At 76.1% G+C, this 17,110-nt stretch carries 12 protein-coding genes; 2 read left to right on the forward strand and 10 right to left on the reverse strand.

Annotation, left to right across the window (positions count from 1 at the left end; all coding sequences use genetic code 11):
* The 4 genes from ADL22_RS19620 to ADL22_RS19635 all read right to left on the reverse strand — a co-directional run.
* Window positions 1-721, reverse strand: a 721-nt coding sequence (locus ADL22_RS19620) for an MFS transporter (protein WP_159048692.1), incomplete at its 3' end; no start/stop codon positions are given.
* A gap of 6 nt (window positions 722-727) precedes the next feature.
* Window positions 728-1,621: an alkaline phosphatase family protein gene (locus tag ADL22_RS19625; RefSeq protein ID WP_066981076.1), complete on the reverse strand. Its 894-nt coding sequence runs from the start codon at window positions 1,619-1,621 to the stop codon at window positions 728-730.
* Between the two features lie 125 nt (window positions 1,622-1,746).
* The gene (locus tag ADL22_RS19630) at window positions 1,747-2,709 is read right to left on the reverse strand and encodes a trypsin-like serine peptidase (protein ID WP_107116343.1); all 963 of its coding nucleotides are present in this window, start codon (window positions 2,707-2,709) and stop codon (window positions 1,747-1,749) included.
* Window positions 2,710-2,824: 115 nt separating this feature from the next.
* On the reverse strand, window positions 2,825-3,982 hold the full coding sequence (locus tag ADL22_RS19635; protein WP_066981079.1) for a CaiB/BaiF CoA transferase family protein: 1,158 nt from the start codon (window positions 3,980-3,982) through the stop codon (window positions 2,825-2,827).
* A 127-nt stretch (window positions 3,983-4,109) separates the two neighbouring features.
* Between ADL22_RS19635 and ADL22_RS19640 the strand changes: the two genes are divergently transcribed.
* Window positions 4,110-5,522 carry a tetratricopeptide repeat protein gene (locus ADL22_RS19640; protein ID WP_066981082.1) on the forward strand — a complete coding sequence of 471 codons (1,413 nt, stop codon included), beginning with the start codon at window positions 4,110-4,112 and terminating at the stop codon, window positions 5,520-5,522.
* Window positions 5,523-5,552: 30 nt separating this feature from the next.
* On the opposite strand, the gene ADL22_RS19645 is transcribed toward ADL22_RS19640, so the two are convergent.
* From ADL22_RS19645 to ADL22_RS19670, 6 genes are all read right to left on the reverse strand, one after another.
* The gene (locus ADL22_RS19645; RefSeq protein ID WP_066981085.1) at window positions 5,553-7,988 is read right to left on the reverse strand and encodes a SpoIIE family protein phosphatase; all 2,436 of its coding nucleotides are present in this window, start codon (window positions 7,986-7,988) and stop codon (window positions 5,553-5,555) included.
* Window positions 7,989-8,158: 170 nt separating this feature from the next.
* Entirely contained in the window at window positions 8,159-8,932 is a 774-nt protein-coding gene (locus ADL22_RS19650) for a uracil-DNA glycosylase (RefSeq protein ID WP_066981087.1), read from the reverse strand.
* On the reverse strand, window positions 8,929-11,154 hold the full coding sequence (locus ADL22_RS19655) for a SpoIIE family protein phosphatase (RefSeq protein WP_079064272.1): 2,226 nt from the start codon (window positions 11,152-11,154) through the stop codon (window positions 8,929-8,931). Before ADL22_RS19655 ends, ADL22_RS19650 begins: the two co-directional genes overlap by 4 nt.
* 91 nt (window positions 11,155-11,245) lie before the next feature.
* Window positions 11,246-12,502, reverse strand: coding sequence for an ATP-grasp domain-containing protein (locus ADL22_RS19660; protein ID WP_066981090.1), 1,257 nt, complete (start codon window positions 12,500-12,502; stop codon window positions 11,246-11,248).
* Window positions 12,503-12,559: 57 nt separating this feature from the next.
* On the reverse strand, window positions 12,560-13,801 hold the full coding sequence (locus ADL22_RS19665) for an MDR family MFS transporter (protein WP_079064274.1): 1,242 nt from the start codon (window positions 13,799-13,801) through the stop codon (window positions 12,560-12,562).
* Window positions 13,798-15,444, reverse strand: coding sequence for an AMP-binding protein (locus tag ADL22_RS19670; RefSeq protein WP_066981097.1), 1,647 nt, complete (start codon window positions 15,442-15,444; stop codon window positions 13,798-13,800). The genes ADL22_RS19665 and ADL22_RS19670 overlap by 4 nt, the downstream gene beginning before the upstream one ends.
* A 281-nt stretch (window positions 15,445-15,725) precedes the next feature.
* On the opposite strand from ADL22_RS19670, the gene ADL22_RS19675 reads away from it, so the two are divergent.
* Complete coding sequence (locus ADL22_RS19675; protein ID WP_066981100.1) at window positions 15,726-16,988, forward strand: condensation domain-containing protein; 1,263 nt, start codon at window positions 15,726-15,728, stop codon at window positions 16,986-16,988.
* Window positions 16,989-17,110: the final 122 nt, after the last annotated feature.

The following is a 17,110-nucleotide window of genomic DNA, read 5'->3' on the forward strand; positions in this document are numbered from 1 at the left end:
GGGTGAGGCGGCGCAGGGGCGGGTGGCGGAGGAGGGCGAGGGAGGTGCGGAATGTGGGGGGGGTGGTGCCTGGCGTGGGTTGGGGGGCGGGGGTGCGGGCGGGGACGAAGAGGACGAGGACCAGGACGCCGAGGGCGGCCACGCAGCCGCTGACCGTGAACACCGCGTCGTAGCCGTCCACGGCGATCCGCAGCACGGCGAACGCGGCGAGCGGGCCGAGCAGCGCGCCGGCGGTGTCCATGGCCCGGTGCACGCCGAACGCCCGGCCGCGGTGCTCGGGCCGGGTGGCCAGCGAGATCAGCGCGTCCCGGGGCGCGGTGCGCAGGCCCTTCCCGGCCCGGTCCGCGGCCAGGACGGCGCCGATCGCGGGCAGTCCGTGGGCGAGCAGCAGCAGCGGTTTGCAGAGGGCCGACAGGCCGTAACCGAGGCCGGCCACCACCTTGTGGCGGCGGCCGCCGCCGTCCGCGAGATGGCCGCCGGCGAGCCGGACCAGCGCTCCGACGCCGTTGTTCACCCCGTCCAGCACGCCGAAGCCGAACGGCGACAGGCCGAGCGCGGTGACGACGTACAGCGGCAGCACCGCGGTGATCATCTCCGCGGAGATGTCGGTGATCAGGCTGACCGCGCCGAGCGCCAGGACGGTGCCGGGCACCGCGGGGCGCCGCCCCGGGCCGGTGCGGTCCGGGGCGGCGGGGGCGGTGCGGGAGTCCGCGAGGTACACCGGCGGTCAGTTCCAGATGCCGGTGACCGCGGACGCCGAGGCGGCGTTGCCGGCGTGGGCGGACAGCCCGGCCAGCTCCTCCAGGGTGCGGAGCACGTTGTAGTGGTTGTAGGTGGTGGCGCTGGAGCTGCCGGGGGCGACGTGGGCGCCGTAGAAGAGGGTCGGGATGCGGTTGCCGGAGAGCCGGTTGTCCTCGTCGAAGGTGACGGCGAGCAGGCTGTTGTGGGTCTTGGCCCACTCGGCGTAGCCGCCGAGCTTCTCCTTCAGCCAGGTGTCGCCGGTGGCCACCGAGCAGTCGTGCATGTCGTTGCAGAGGTCCGGTATGACGAAGGAGACCTTGGGGAGGGTGCTGTAGTCGGAGGGGAACTGGGCGAAGGTCTTGGCGGTGTTCACCGGGACGTTGGAGAAGCCGAACCACGGGTTGTGCTTCTGGGCGTACTTGCCGCTGCTGCACACCGTCGAACCCTGCGCCGGCAGGCCCTCGTTGTAGCTCGCCCAGCTCTGGCCGGCGGCGAGGAGTTCGGAGGCGAGGTTGGGCGCGGACATCGAGCCGACCGGGACGCAGCTGTCGTCGGTGCGGCCCTGGGCGGCGCCGGAGAACAGCATGTAGTAGTTGGGCTCGCTGGGGTGGGTCAGCCCGTAGGACTGGGTGAGGACGGCGCCGCCCGCCTTGAGGGAGTTCAGGTACGGCGCGCCGGAGGCGCCGATCACCTGGCTGTACGCCTTGTTCTCCAGCACCACCACCACGATGTGGTCGGGCGCCGGGAGCGCGGCCGCCTGGGCGGACGCGGTGGTGCCGGTGGTGGCCCACAGGCCGGCCGCGGTGGCGGCGAGGGCCGCGGCGCCGGCCAGCGCGGTGAGGGGACGCCGGGTGCGCTTGCGTGCCGTGACTGCGGTCATGACGGTCCTCCGGACTCGGTCGCGGGGGTACGGGGAGGGAGCGCGGTAACCCTAGGAGCGGCCGGATGGACTCGGCCGCGTCCAGCGGATGAAGATCAGGCGAACGATCGTCGCGGGCAGGGGAGTTACGCGGTGGTGCGCGGGGCCGCCGGGGTGTCGCCGCGGACCGCGTGCAGGTAGAGCAGCAGCAGGTCGGCGGTGAAGTAGGAGCTGTAGGAGACGTCGGGGGTGTCGCCGCCGGTGTGGTAGCCGCCGATCACGCCGATCAGCGCGTAGCCGCCGATGTCCCGGACGAGGAACGGCCCGCCGGAGGTGCCGCCGATGTAGCCGGCGCAGGCGATCTCCAGGAAGTCGCCGGGCGCGGCGGGGTCGGTGCTGGTGTAGCGGTGGGTGGACGAGGAGCAGTCCAGCGGTTTGGGGTAGCGGGCGTCGCTGCTGCCGGGGTAGCCGATGAGCCGCACGTCGGGGTGGTCGTAGCCGGGGTAGGGCAGCAGGTCGAAGCCGCCGGTGACCCGCTGGACGCGGGCGCCGTCCTCCCGGGGGCCGACCCGGACCACCGCGTAGTCCCAGCGGGCGCCGCCGTCCGTGCCGAGGTCGTAGTACCGCTGGTCGAGGTAGATCCGCTCGACCGGGTAGATGCCGTGCGGTTTGAGGCCGTCGTGGTACTGCGGGACGAACGCCAGGTACTTCCTCGGGTCGGGGGAGCGCAGGCAGTGCCCGGCGGTGACGACGAGGTTCCGGTGCGGGCTGCGGACGACCGTGCCGCCGCAGAACCGGCCGGTGCCGGTGGCGTCCGTCCAGAAGAACGTGCCGACCTGCGGCAGGCCGTCGAAGGGATGGCTGGGCGGGACGGGCGCGGCCGCGGCGGGCCGGGCGGCGGCCGGAGGACCGGGCACCGCGACGGGCCGGGCGGACTCCATCCGGCCGGCGGTCCAGTAGGCGTCGACGGCCGAGGCGGGCGGGGCCGGTGCGGCCGCGGCCCGGGCGGGCGGCGCGGGCACCGCGCACAGCCCGAGGACCAGCGCCAGCAGCGCGGTCAGCGGCAGCCGGCGGGCCGGGCGGCCGCGGGCGGCGAGGGGTCTGCCCATGGGGGCTCCTTTCGGTAACGCGGCGTGCGGACGCGGCGTACGGCCGACATGGTCCTGCCGCGCGCGGCGTCCGGCCAGAGGCGCGGCACCGGCCCGTTGCCGCCGGCCGGCCGGTTCACCCCGCCATGTCCCCTTCCGTACCGGCCAGTTCCGCGAGAATGCGGTCCCGGTCCTCGTCCAGCGCCGGGATCCGGTCCATCCGCGGCTCCCGGCCGGCGGCGGTGACCGGCGGCAGCAGCGCCTCCAGCGGGCCGACCGGGGAGTCCACGGTGCGCCAGCGGTCCCGGGCGGCGAGCTGCGGATGGGCGGTGAACTCCGCGACGTCGCGCAGCCGCCCGTGGGCGATCCGGGCCGCGGCCAGTCGCCGCTCGATCTCCTCGGCCGCCAGCCCGGCGAAGCGCTCCTCGATCCGCGCGCGTAGCGCGTCGCGGTGCGCGACCCGCGCGGAGTTCCGGGCGAACCGCGGATCATTGGCTAGTTCAGGCAGTTCCAGCACCCGCGCGCAGAACGCGGCCCACTCGCGCTCGTTCTGCACGCCCAGGAAGATCCGCGTACCGTCCGCCGCGCGGTACGGCCCGTACGGCGCGATCGCGGCGTGCTCGGCGCCGGAGCGGGGCGGGACGGTGCCGCCGTAGCGGGTGAAGTAGGCCGGGTAGCCCATCCATTCGCCCAGCGCCTCCAGCATCGACACCTCGAACGCGCCGCCGCGGCCGGTGCGTTCGCGCTCGTACAGCGCGGTCAGGATGCCGGTGTAGGCGTACATCCCGGCGGCGATATCGGCCACCGGGATGCCGATCTTGGCCGGTTCCCGCTCGGTGCCGGTCAGCGACATCGCCCCGGCCTCGCACTGCACCAGCAGGTCGTACGCCTTGGCGTGGGCGTACGGGCCGCCGGTGCCGTAGCCGGAGACCGCGCACACCACCAGCCGCGGACGGTCCGCCAGCAGCGCTTCGGCGCCCAGGCCCAGCCGCTCGGCCGCGCCCGGCGCGAGGTTCTGCACGAAGACGTCGGCCCGGGCGATCAGCCGCCGCAGCACCGCGGCGTCCCCGGGGTCCTTCACGTCCAGGGCGATGGACTCCTTGCTGCGGTTGAGCCAGACGAAGTGGCTGGACATCCCGCGCACGGTCTCGTCGTAGCCGCGCGCGAAGTCGCCGGTACCGGGGCGTTCGACCTTGATGACCCGGGCGCCGAGGTCGGCGAGCTGGCGGGTGGCGAAGGGCGCCGCGACCGCCTGTTCGAGCGCGACCACGGTGATGCCGTCCAGAGGGAGCATAAACGGACCTTTCCTGGAGAGACGGGGCGGAGCCGGGCGAGCGGGGTACTTATGGGGCCGTGGATCCGGACCGCTGGATCCCCGGACCCGCAGGTCCGGCGGCACCCCCCTACCCGCAGGAGCCACCATGACAGCCGACCGCCACGGGCACGCGCTGACCGACACCGGCCCCGAGGCCCTCGGCCACTACGAACAGGCCCTGGACGACCTGGTGTTCTTCCGGCCCGGCGTCGAGGAGTCGGCGCGCGCGGCGCTGGCCGCCGCGCCCCGCTCGCCGATGGCCCACGCGCTCGCCGCCCAGCTGGGCGTCCTGGCCACCGACGAACGGGCCGCCGCGGCCGCCCGCGAGACCTTCACCGCCTTCCGCGCGGACTGCGACCCCGGCCGCCTCACCCCGCGCGAGCGCGCCCACCTCGCCGCCGCGGCGGCCGGACTGGACGGCGACTACCGCACCGCCGGACGGATCCTCGACGAGACCGCGCTGGCCCACCCGCGCGATCTGCTCGCCCTCTTCGCCGGCCACCACCTGGACTTCCTCGTCGGCGACGCGCCCCGGCTGCGGGACCGGATCGGCGGCGCGCTGGACGCCTGGGACGAGGACGATCCGCACTACGGCCCGCTGCTGGGCATGTACACCTTCGGCCTGGAGGAGAACGGCCACTACGAGCACGCCGAGCAGACCGGCCTGGCCGCCCTGGAACGCCGCCCCGACGACGTCTGGGGCATCCACGGCGTGGTGCACACCTACGAGATGCGCGGGCGGTTCACCGACGGCATCCGCTTCCTGGACGCCCGGACCGGCGACTGGGCGGCCGGCACCCTGCTCACCGGCCACACCTGGTGGCACTACGCGCTCTACGCCCTGGAGCGCGGCGACACCCGCCGCGTCCTGGAGATCTACGACTCGGTGCTGCACGACGCGAACGCGGAGGACGGCGCCCTCGAACTCGTCAACGCCGCCGCGCTGCTGTGGCGCCTGTACCTCGCCGGCAGCGACGAAGGCGCCCGCTGGGCCGCGCTCGCCGACGCCTGGGAGCGCCGGGACGACGGCCCGCACTACGCCTTCAACGACGCGCACGCGGTGATGGCGTACGTCGGCGCGGGCCGCCTCGACCGGGCCGCGCACCTCATCCGGGACCGCGAGCGCTGGCTGGCCGCGACCCCGCCGGGCGGCCCGGCCGCCAACCGCGCGATGACCGCGGACATCGGCCTGCCGGTCTGCCGGGCCCTGCTCGCCTACGGGCGGGGCGATTTCGGCGCGGCCGCCGATCTGCTGCTGCCGGTCCGGTACCGGCTGCACGAGTTCGGCGGCAGCCACGCCCAGCGCGACGCCGTGCAGCGCACCCTGGTGGAGGCCGCGCTCCGGGCCGGCCGCCACGACCTGGCCCGCGCGCTGCTCAGCGAACGCAGCCGGCTGCGCCCGGTCTGCCCGTACAACTGGGCGGCCAAGGCCCGGCTGGCGGAGCGCGAGGGCGACGCGGAGCGGGCGGCGGCGGCGCGGGCCAGGGCCGAGGAGCAGGCGGCCGGGAAGGCCGGGTGAGCGGGGTGGCCGGGAGCGGGGCCGGGCCGGTCAGGCGAGCAGCTGCTCGGCCCAGATGACCTTGCCGTCGGGGGTGTAGCGGGTGCCCCAGCGGTGGGTGAACTGCGAGATCAGGAAGAGCCCCCGGCCGCCCTCGTCGGTGGTCCGCGGATGCCGCAGGTACGGCGCGGTGCTGGAGCCGTCGCACACCTCGCAGATCAGGGTGTGCTCCAGGATCAGCCGCAGCCGGATCGGCCCGGAGCCGTACCGGATCGCGTTGGTGACCAGTTCGCTGACGACCAGTTCGGTGGTGAAGGTGAGATCCGGCAGCTCCCAGGCGGCCAGTTGCCCGGCGGCCAGCTCGCGGGCCCGGCCCACCACGGCCGGGTCGGCGGCCAGTTCCCAGGACGCGAGGCGGTCCGGGTCCAGGCCGCGGGTCCGGGCCAGCACCAGGGTCACATCGTCCCGCTGCCGGGGCGGCACCAGCGCGCCGAGCACCGACTCGCCCAGCGTGTGCAGGGCGGCGCCGGGCGCGGTGAGCGCGCGCAGCAGCCGCTCGGCCGGCGGCCCGCCGGCCGGGGAGTCCGCGCCGGCCAGCAGCCCGTCGGTGTACAGCGCGAGCACGCTGTCCTCCTTCACCGGCACCTCGACGGCCTCGAACGGCAGCCCGCTCACGCCGAGTTCGGGCCCGACCGGCACGTCGGCGAACGCGGCGGTGCCGTCCGGGGCGACCAGGACCGGCGGCGGGTGCCCGGCGCTGGCCAGGGTGAAGCAGCGGCCGATCGGGTCGTAGACCGTGTACAGGCAGCTGGTGCCGACCGCGCCGGTGCCGGCGCCCTGGCCGCCCTCCTCGGAGACCCGGCTGACCAGGTCGTCCAGGCGGGCCAGGAGTTCCTCCGGGCGCAGGTCCAGGGCGGCGAGGGTCTGCACCGCGGTCCGCAGCCGGCCCATCGTGGCGATCGCGCCGATGCCGTGCCCGCGCACCTCGCCGACCACCAGCGCCAGCCGCGCCCCGGACAGCGGGATCACGTCGTACCAGTCGCCGCCGACGCCGGCCAGTTCGTCGGCGGGGCGGTAGCACGTCGCCAGGGAGAGGACGTTCTGCTCCACGTCGCCCTGCGGCAGCAGACTGCGCTGGAGGGTGAGCGCGGCGTCGCGTTCGCGGGTGTAGCGGCGGGCGTTGTCCAGGCAGACCGCGGCCCGGGACACGAACTCCTCGGCCAGCCGCAGATCGTCGGCGCCGAACGGCTCCCCGCGCGCGGCCCGGAAGAAGCTGGTGACGCCCATCGTCGTACCGCGCGCCCGGATCGGCACGACCATCGCGGTGTGCAGGCCCTGGGCCAGCAGCCGGCGGCGCCGTCCGCCGGGGACCTCCGGGGCCCACTCCGCGCCGTCCGGGTCCAGCCGCTCGGCCCGCCACGACCGGCCGTCGGTCAGCGCCCGGATGGGCGGCGACGCGGGGCGGTACGCCGCCAGGTCGCCGACCGCGACCACCGCCTCGGGGATACCGGGCCGCACCGACTGCTGGCCGGCCCGGCGCAGCGCGACCAGGTCCGTCGCGCCGGGCGGCCCGGTCGGCGGCTCACCGCCCCGCATCACCGAGTCCAGCAGGTCCACCACGACGAAGTCGGCGAGGTCGGGCACCGCGACATCGGCCAGTTCCTGGGCGGTGCGGGTGACGTCCAGGGTGCGGCCGATGGCGGTGCCGGCCCGGTCCAGCAGGAGCAGCCGCTGCCGGCTGCGGTAGCGCTCGGTGATGTCGATGACGGTGTAGCAGACGCCGATCGGGCGGCCGTCGCCGTTGTCGAGCCGGACGAACGACATGGCGTGGGCGCGCTCCTGGGTGGGCTCGGAGCGGGGGCGGCCGATGTGCTCGTAGCCCAGGACCGGTTCGCCGGTCTCCAGGACGCGCCGCATCTGCGCCTCCAGGCTCTCGGCGTCGATACCGGGCTGGATCTCGGCCAGCCGGCGGCCGATCCGCTCGCGCGCCGGGCCGCCGCCGAACCGCTCCAGCGCGAGGTTCGACCAGACGAACCGCAGATCGGTGTCGACCACCGCCATCCCGACCGGCGTCTGCGTCAGCATCCGCTCCAGCACCGCCCGGCTCATCTCCCACCCCGGGAACGGCGACTGCTCGGTGGCCACCGCCAGCCAGTGCCCGGCGCCCGCGCGGTCGGTGACCGGGGCCAGCTGCGCCAGGACGCCGACCCGTGCGCCGTCCTTGCGGCGGACGGTGAGCGGGCCGCTCCAGCCGCCGTGCGCCCGGCAGGCGGCGGCCAGCGCGGGGAGCCGGGCCGCGTCGGCCGGGTCCAGCACCTCGGCGGCCGGCCGGCCCAGGACGTCGGCGGCCGGGTGGCCCAGCAGCCGTTCGGCGGTGTCCGGCCAGCTCTCCACCCGGCCCGCGGCGTCGCACAGCACCAGCGCGGCCTCGGCGATGTCGAGCGGCGCCCGCCGCCCGCCCTGGGCGTGCTCCTCGAACTCCACCATCTGCGCGGTTCCGTCTCTGCCGACCGAATGCGTTATATGGGTCATTTACCCCGTATGAGGCTACTGGTCCCGTGCTGTTCCGGCCCCCGATCCGTGCGGCTCCCGATCCGTGCGGCTCCCGATCCGTGCGGCCCCCGATCCGTCCGGCTCCCGGTCCGTTCGGCCCCGCCTCACAGCCCGGCGAGCTCCCGCGCCCGGGTGAGCAGCCCGACGAACATCTCCCGGGTCAGGGTGCCGGTGAAGGTGTTCCGCTGGCTCGGGTGGTAGCTGCCCAGGACCCGCAGCTCCCCGAGGTCCCCGGCCGCCGGCAGGACCGCCTCCGCGCCGTGCCCGAACGCCGGGCGGGGCCGCGGCACCGCCCAGCCCGCCGCGCCCAGCACCGGCCACAGCGTCTGCCAGGCGAACCCACCCAGCGCCACCACCGCCCGCAGCCGCGGCGCCAGCAGCCGCAGCTCCGCCTCCAGCCAGGGGCGGCAGGTGTCCCGCTCCCCGGTGGTCGGGCGGTTCTGCGGCGGTGCGCAGTGCACCGGCGCGGTGACCCGCACCCCGTACAGCTCCAGCCCGTCGTCGCGGTGCGTCGCGGTCGGCTGGGAGGCCAGGCCCACCTCGTGCAGCGCCGCGAAGAGGAAGTCCCCCGACGCGTCACCGGTGAACATCCGGCCGGTGCGGTTCCCGCCGTGCGCGGCCGGCGCCAGGCCCACCACGGCCAGCGACGCGTCCGGCGGGCCGAAGCCGGGCACCGGCCGCGCCCAGTAGTCCCAGTCCCGGAACGCCGCCCGGCGCTCGGCCGCCACCCGCTCCCGCCAGGCCACCAGCCGGGGGCAGGCCCGGCACCCGGCCACCGCGGCGTCCAGGTCCGGCAGCCCCGCGCAGTGCGCCGCCCGCCGGGCCGGGTACGCCGCGTCCTCGGTGTCCGGCCGCGCCCCGCCCGCTGCCTCGCTCATCCGTCCCCTTCCGTCTCCCCAGCGCGGTCCGCGCCCGCGGCTCCTGCTTCGCCGTCCGCTTCTCTGTCTGCTTTTCCGTCTGCTCGGTCCGGGCCGCGGGATGCCTCCGGACCGTCCGCTGCCTGCGGGACGTGCGACGCTTTCGGCCCGTCCGGGGCGAGGAGGAGCAGCGCCACGTCGTCCCGCCGCTCCGTGCGGGTGCCGCGCCGGGACAGCACCGCGTCGGCCAGCGCGTCCGGGTCGGTGCAGCGGGCGGCGGCGAGGTCGGCGGCCAGCGCCGCCACCCCCTCGTCCGGGTCCGTGCCGGGCCGCTCCACCAGCCCGTCGGTGTAGAGGGCGAGCAGCGCGCCGGGCGGCAGCACGATGGTGGTGGCCGCGTAGCGGGTGTCCGGCGCGATGCCCAGCAGCAGCCCGGGCGGCGTCCGCAGCACCTCGGTGCGCCCGCTGGGGTACCGCAGCACCGGCGGCGGATGGCCGGCGCTGGCCAGGCACGCCAGATGGCTGCGCAGGTCGAGGTGGACGTAGAGGCAGCTGGTGAACAGGTCCTGGCCCAGATCGGCCAGCAGCCGGTTGGTTCGCGCCAGCACCTCGCCCGGCGCCGCGCCGGCCGTCGCGTACGCGTGCACCGCGGTGCGGGCCTGGCCCATCAGCGCCGCGGCCGCCGCGTTGTGGCCCTGTACGTCCCCGATCACCGCCGCCACCTGGTGCTCGTCCAGCCGGATCAGATCGTAGAAGTCGCCGCCGATGTCCATCCCTCGGGTGGACGGCAGATAGCGCGCGGCGACCGCCAGGCCGGGGACCGGCGGCAGGCGGTGCGGCAGCAGCCCGGCCTGGAGGTCGTGCGCCAGCTGCTGCTTGGTGTCGTAGAGGAACGCCCGGTCCAGCGCCTGCGCCATCAGCCCGGCCAGCGACGTCAGCACCTGCCGCTCCTCCGGGGTGAAGGTCCGCGGATGCCGGTACGCCAGCACGCAGCAGCCGACCGGGCGGCCGGAGACGATCAGCGGCAGCACCGCGCGGGCCGCCATCCCGGTCAGCTTCGCCAGCCCCGGGAAGTGCCGCTCGGTCTCCTCCGCCGAGGTGTAGAAACTCGGCTCGCCGGTGGCCAGGGCGCGCACGGTCGGGCTGTTCGCGGTGCCCAGCGGGACCCCTTCGTACGCCTCCACGGCCTCCGGGGGGTAGCCGCGCTGGCCGATCGTCCGCAGCCGGCCGGCCTCGGCGGCGTACATCAGCATCGCGTGGGCGCCGAAGGCCGGCACGATCTGCTCGGCGAACAGGTCGGTGACGTCCTTGACGCCGACCGCCTCGGTGAGCGCCGCCGCCAGGTGCAGGACGTGGTACATCTGCGCCGCCCGCACCGGCAGCGCCTCGGCCGGCCGGCGCGCCACCGGGTCCCGCTCCTCATCGGCGCTGATCCACACGCTCACCCCGCGGCCGTCCGGGAACAGCCGGAACGCCAGCCACTGCCGGGGCGGCCGGAGGGCGGTGAAGGAGACCGGGCGGCGGCTGATCACCGCGGCCCGGCAGCGGTCCTCGAAGACCGGTCCGGCCAGCCACGGCAGCACCTCCCACGGCCGGCGGCCCAGCATCCGGGCCGTGGCCACGCCCAGCAGCTCGGCGGCGCCGGTGGAGAGCATGGTGATCCGGCCCTCCAGGTCCAGCGCGCAGCCGCCGCCCGGCAGGCGCTCGACGTAGTCCACCGCGGCCAGCGCCTCGTCGGCGCCGACCTCGCGGGCGGGGGGCGGCACGACCACCAGCGGGCCGTCCGGGGCGCCGCCGGTGGGCAGCAGCCCGGCCAGCCGCCGGCACGCGGTCTCGAACGCGGTCCGCTCGGCCTCCGACAGCTCCGGCGGGTGACCGGCCGGCCACACCAGCACCACCGCGCCCAGGCACCCGCTGCCGTCCGTCAGCGGCGCGGCGCCCAGCGCGAAGTCGTACGGCAGCGCCACCGCCGTACGGGGGAACTCCCGGGCCAGCTGCTGGTGGCCGGCCGCCCAGACCAGCCGCCGCCGGCGGGCCGCCACCGCGACCGGCAGCGGCGCGGCCAGCGCGATCCGCTTCCAGGGGTCCAGCACCGGCGGCGGGATACCGCTGAGCGCGGCCAGCCGCAGCACCGGGGCGTCGGGCGCCAGCTCGTAGAGCATCGCCCCGGACGCGCCGGTCTCCCGCATCGCCCGCAGCAGCGCGCGCCCCAGAGGGACCTCCCCGGTCCCGCGGGGCGTCATGGCGCACCTGCTGTCGGCCGCGGCACAGTGCTGACGTTACGCCGCCGGGCCGCGGGAAGCAGACCCGGGGATCCGGGCCCGGGTGCCGGGGCTACCAGCGGGTGGCGAGTTCGACGGCGACCGACGCCAGGGCCGCGTCGGCGGCCGCGCTGGCCTCGGCGGGGGAGGCGGCGCGCACCATGATGTGGCCGATCCGGGAGAGGTTGTCGTCCGGCCCGCCGACCGCGTCGCCCGGCAGCTTGGTCAGCGCGGTCTCGACGATGTGCGGGCCGCGGGGCAGCAGGCCGACCCAGCGCAGCGTCCCGGCCTCCGGGGCGGTCAGGAAGCGGATCGCGGCGGCCGCGTCCCGGCGCGGGGTGACATCGGGGCGGTCGCCCAGGACGGCCTGGAGGTGGGCGCGGGCCATGTCGATGCCCAGTGCCTCGCGCACCAGCCGCATGATGTGGTCGCCGGGCGGCCGGGCGCCCACCTCCAGGACCACGGGGCGGCCGGCCGGGTCCAGCTTCAGCTCGGTGTGCGCGAGGCCGTTGCGCAGGCCGAGCGCGGTCACCGCGGCGGTGGCCGCCCCGTACACCGCGGCCCGGGTGTCCGGGGGCAGTGCGGCGGGCACGGTGTGGCCGAGTTCGGCGCGCCGGGCGCCGCCGGTGGTGAACTTCTCGGTGACCGCGAGGTGGTGGACGGCGCCGTCGGTCAGGACGGTCTCCACGCTGAACTCCGGCCCGGCGACGTACTCCTGGGCGAGGACGGCGGTGTCCAGCGGGATGCCGTGCGGGAGTTTGCGCGGTCCGGTCCGGGCGCGCCGGGCGGCGGCGGGCAGTTCGCCTGGCGCGGTCACCACCGAGACGCCGATCGAGGCGGCCTCCTCGGCGGGCTTGACGACCAGCGGGTAGCCCAGGCCGGCGGCGTCGGCGCGGCGGGCGAGGGTGTCGGGGTCCGGGGCGCTGACGGTGCGGGGGGCGGGCACGCCGTGCGCGGCGAACGCCTTGGCCATCAGCCGCTTGTTGCGGCCGGCCGGCGCGGTTCCGGGGAGGTGGCCGGGCAGCCCCAGCGCGGCGGCGAGGTGGGCGGCGAGCGGGGTGAGGAACTCCCAGCAGGGCACGATCCCGTCGATACCGGTGCGCCGGCCGAACGCGGTGAGGTCGGCGAGGGCGGCCTCCGGGTCGGCGAAGTCGGTGAACGCGGTCCCGGCGATCCGGCCGGTGAGTTCGGGGCGGTAGCGCGCGTAGAGGTCCGCGCGGGTGGCCACGTACGCGTCCGCGCCGAGGGCGGCGGCGGCCGCGAGCAGATCGCCGCCGGCGGCGACATCGGCTTCCAGGAGCAGCACTTTCCTGCGGGGGGTGGCGGGCACGGGGGTTCCTTCCAAGGGCGGGGAGGTCCGATGCTGCGGGCAGGGCCGGTTCGCGGGTCAGCGGGCGGCCGGGCGGCGGCGCAGCGCCGGGGCCAGCGCGAGCTGGGCCAGCGCCGCCAGCAGGGCCAGCGCCGCGCAGCTCAGCCAGAGGGGCACGGGGCCGAGGGCCAGCAGCCGGGTGCCGGCGACCGGGGCGATCAGGAAGCCGGTGCCCCAGGCCATGCCGATCAGGCCGTTGTAGCGGCCGCGCAGCGCGGGCGGCGCCAGGTCGGCGACGACGGCCGCGGTGACCGCGAAGACCAGGATCTCGCCGAGCGTGGAAACGGCGACCGCCAGGCCGTAGACGGGGGCCGAGGCGGCGGTGGCGGCGACCGCGTTGCCGACCGCCGCGACGGCGAAGCCGGTGGCCAGCACCCGGCTCTTGTCGCGGCCGTCCAGCCGGTGGCCGATCAGCGGCTGGGCCGCGATGACGACCAGGCCGTTGACCGCCATCACCGCGCCGTAGCCGCCGCTGGAGATGCCGGTGGCCTTCATCGCCAGCGGCAGGGTGGCGAACGCCTGCTGGAAGACCACCGCGTAGACCACGATGATCCCGGCGAACGCCACCATCACCCGGTCCCGCAGGACGGTGCCGAAGCCGCCGGCCGCGCGCTCGCGGCCGGCCGGCCGGGTCTCCGGGACGGCCAGCCACACCAGCACCCCGAAGACCGCGCAGGCCCCGGCGTCCAGCCAGAACAGCAGCCCGAAGCCGTGCGCGGCGAGGTAGCCGCCGAGCACCATGGCGACCGAGAAGCCGAGGTTGATGGCCCACAGCAGCAGGCCGTAGGCGCGGGTGCGATCGGCGGCCGGCACCGCGTCGGCGACCAGCGCCTGGGCGGCCGGCCGGAACAGGTCCAGGGTGATGCCGAGTACGAAGCAGGCCGCGACCAGCACCGGCAGGCTGCGGGCGTGGCCGAGGACGAGCAGCGTCGCGCCGTTCGCCAGCATGCCGCCGGTGAGCGCGGCCCGGCGGCCGAACCGGTCGGCGAGGTAGCCGCCGAGCGGCTGGGAGATCACCGAGCCGGCGCCGCCGACGGCCAGCACCAGCCCGGCGGTGGCGAGCGGGACGTGCCGGACGCCGGTGAGGTAGAGGCTGAGGAACGGATTGACCATCGCGCCCAGCCGGTTGACCAGCGAACCGCCCCACAGCACCCAGAACGCGCCGGGCAGCCCGCCGGCCCGCACCCGGAGGAAGGTCCGCAGCCGGCTCTCCGGGAGGTCGGCGGCGGGCACGGCCGCGCGCCCGTCCGCTCCGCTCACCGGGCGCCCCCGGCGGCGGCGTCCGCGGTGTCCGGCGCGGCCCCGGCGTCCTCGGCGGCCTGTGCGGCCAGCGCGGCCCGGTCGACCTTGCCGTGCGCGGTGACCGGCAGCCGGTCCACCAGCCGGATTTCCTGGGGGACCATGTAGGAGGGCAGCGACTCGGCGCAGAATGCCCGGAGGTCGCCGGCGCCGGCCGGGGGCGCGTCCTCGGCGAGCACCACGAAGGCGGCCAGCTGGAGGCCGCCGCCGGGCAGCGGCAGCGGCAGCGCGGCGGCCGCGGTGGCCGCGGGGTGGTCGGCCAACCGCCGCTCCACCTCGCCGAGTTCGACGCGGTTGCCGTTGATCTGCACCTGCGAGTCGGTGCGTCCGGCGAACGCGTAGGTGCCGTCCGGGCGCCGTACGGCGAGGTCGCCGGAGCGCAGCACCCGCTGGCCGGACTGCGGGCAGAGCGGGTCGGGCACCAGGGTGGCGGCGGTGGCCTCCGGGTCGTCCCAGTAGCCGGAGAACAGGGCGGGGCTGCGCAGATGGATCTCGCCGGGCACCCCGGGCTCGACGATGACGCGGCCGTCCGCGCCGACGAGGAGGATCTCCGCGCCGGGGTGGGCGACGCCGATGGAGAGCCGTTCGGTGCCCTCCGGCAGGGGGTTGGGGACGTCGGCGAAGGAGCAGGCCATGGACTCGGTGGCGCCGTAGCAGTTGACGATCCGGGCGGCCGGCAGCAGCTCCTGGAGGTGCCGGAGTTCGGGCAGCGGGAACTCCTCGCCGCAGAACAGCACCCCGCGCAGCCCGGTCAGCGCGGCCAGCCGGCGCGGCTCGTGGCGCAGCACCTGCCGCCAGATCGACGGGACGCCGTTGACCTGCGTGGCGCCGGTCTCGCGCAGTACCCGCAGCAGGTGCCGGGGCCAGCGCACCAGGGACGGCGGTACGGGGACGACGGCGGCGCCGCTGCCCAGCGCCAGGCCGATGTTGAGCAGGGAGAAGTCGAACTGGAGCGGTGAGGTGCTGGCGATCCGGTCGCCGGGCCCGGCGATCCCGTGGGCCAGCATGCCGCGGTAGAAGGCGACCACCGCGCGGTGGCTCATCACCACGCCCTTGGGCCGCCCGGTGGTGCCGGAGGTGAAGATGATGTAGGCGGGGTCGGTGGGGCACGGGGTGCGGCGGCGGGGCGGACCGGTCTCGGGGGCGCGCTCGACGGTCAGCCCGCCGGGGCCGAAGCGCGCGGTGCCGAGGGGACGCGGCAGGTCGCTCCGCGATCCGTTCAACTCCTGAACGTGCAGGGCGGGTCGGACGGTCTCCAGCAGCAGGTCCAGGCGCGGGCGCGGGGTTTGCGGGCTGACCGGGACGAAGACCAGGCCGGCCTGCGAGCAGGCGAGGAGGAGGGCGATGGCCTCGGCGCCGGCGTCCGCCTCCAGGATGACCCGGGCGCCCGGTTCGAGGTCCAGGGCCGTCAGCGCGTCCGCGAACTGGCTGGTCAGGGCGGTGAGTTGGGCGTAGCTGGTGACGGTGGTCCGGCCGGCCCCGGGGGACTCGACGACGGCCGGGGCGTCGGGGGAGTGCCGGGCCGGATCGAGGAGGAAGGAGTGCAGGAAGTCCTGGCGGACGGCCGCGGCGGCGTCGGCGGAGGTGTGCGGCTGCTGACTCACGTTGCTGGTGCCCCCCTGTGGCGTTCACACACGATGGTCCGGAGCGAAACCGGGGCAGGCCAGGAGATTTGCGGTGGAAATCCCGCCCGCCCGTTCCGGGATTTGGAAAGGTGATTCCGGGAAGTGGCATTCAGGCTCTCATGTCTTCGCGGTCGCGCCGCTGTGAGGTAGATCACTTCGACGCCGGGGCAACTCCTTGCCACGTTCAACGGTTTATGGCAGCGTCACCTCTGTATGGAACTCACCTTCCGCATCACGAAAATGCGACATGGGGGATCTGAATGTCCGAGGCAGGACCGCTGTCGCTGGGTCAGCTCTCGGTGTGGCACGACATCAGGGACCTGCCGGCCCCGCGGTGGCACGAGCCGAACAACGCCGCGGCCTGGCCCCTGCCGCCCGGCACCACCGCCCGCCGGGCCCGCACCGCACTGCGCGCGATCGTCACCCGGCACCCGTCCCTGCGGACCCGCTACGACGTCCAGGACGCCGCCGCACCACGGCAGTTGCCGCCCGACGAGCACTTCGACGACCAGCTGCCCGCCCTGGCGGCCGAGGAGGCGCCCGGCGACCCTGACGCCCTGGCGGAGGGCCTGGCCGCCGGCCCGTTCGACCTCCGCCGCGACCACGGCTGGCGCGCCCGCCTGCTGACCCGCCGCGGCGAGCCCACCCACCTGCTCTTCGCCAAGCACCACATCGCCGCGGACGCCTGGGCGCAGGAACTCCTGCACCGCGAGTTCCGCCAGGCGCTCGGCGACCCCGGCGCCCTCGGGCCCGTCCCGCCCGGACCCGCCGACCTCGCCGCCGACCAGCACACCCCCGCCGGACTCCGCCGCCAGGCCGCGGCCCTGGACCACTGGGCCCAACTCCTGGGCCGCGCGCCCTCGGTGGCGCTGCCCCGCACCCCCGGCGCCGAGGGCACCACCGTCCAGGCCACCCTGCGCTCCGCCGCCGCCCGCCCCGCCGCGCACGCGATCGCCGAACGCGCCCGGGTCTCGGTCTCCAGCGTCGTCCTGGCCGCCTACGCGCACACCGTGGCCACCCGCTGCGACGCCGACACCCTGCTCGTCCAGCTGATGAGCGCCAACCGCTTCGGCGGCCGCTGGAAGGACCTGGTCACCTCCATGAACCAGTGGGTCCCGGCGCTGATCGAGCAGGCCCGCCGCACCGACCTCGTCACCCTGGCCGACGCCGTCCACTGGAGCGCGCTGGGCGCCGTCCGGCACGGTATGCACGACGTCACCGCCGTCGCCCGGCTGCGCGCGAGCCTGCCCGACGCGCCCGAACCCACCTGCGCCTTCAACTACGTGACACTGCCCGGCGGTTCGCCCCTCGACGCCCCCCGCCCCCCGGCCTCCGCCGCGGAACCCGTCCTGACCTGGGAGGAGCCCTTCACCACCATCGGCCCGCGGTGTTACGCCCGGGCCCTGGAGAGCGACCGCGACCTGACCGTCCGGCTCAGCGTCAAGGACCTCGGCCGCGACGCCTGCGCCGCCCTGCTGACCGGGATGCACGACACCCTGCTGGCCGCCGCCGCACAGCACTGACCGGGCGCAACACCCCCCAGTCCGGCCAACTCCCTTCCTTGACAAGGAGGTTGGCCGTGCCGCGCCCCACCGGCATCCGGCCCGCCCGCCGCCCGGCCGCCCCGCCCCACCCGCGCCCCCTC

Source organism: Streptomyces sp. NRRL F-4489, assembly GCF_001509485.1.
Lineage (GTDB): Bacteria > Actinomycetota > Actinomycetes > Streptomycetales > Streptomycetaceae > Streptomyces.